Source organism: Flagellimonas olearia (assembly GCF_009184425.1).
Classification (GTDB): Bacteria; Bacteroidota; Bacteroidia; order Flavobacteriales; family Flavobacteriaceae; genus Flagellimonas; species Flagellimonas olearia.
In genome coordinates this window covers 1-329 of record NZ_WELG01000162.1, presented here as the reverse complement: position 1 = coordinate 329, position 329 = coordinate 1, and the positions used below count along the sequence as shown (strand labels likewise).

Below are 329 nucleotides of genomic sequence, written 5' to 3'. Positions count from 1 at the left end.
CACATTAGTGGCCCCATGGCGTTTGCTTAATTTTTGCCCTTCTTCATTCAAAATCATCGGCACATGGAAAAAATTAGGGATTTTAAAATTTAAAGCCTTATAGAGAACGATTTGTTTAGGGGTGTTAGAAAGGTGATCATCGCCTCTAATCACATCAGTAATCCCCATTAAAGCATCATCAATGGTAACCACAAAGTTATAAGTGGGCGTTCCATCGCTCCTGGCGATAATAAAATCGTCCAATTCGTTAGTATTCACTTCCACTTCGCCTTTAACCCCGTCATTAAAACCAATGATTTCATTTTGCGGGACTTTAATCCTTACCACAG

At 39.2% G+C, this 329-nt stretch carries 1 protein-coding gene; it reads right to left on the bottom strand.

Annotated features, from left to right (window positions below; all coding sequences use genetic code 11):
* The coding region (locus F8C76_RS20015; protein WP_249042468.1) for a glutamate--tRNA ligase family protein at positions 1-329 on the bottom strand (329 nt) is incomplete at both ends.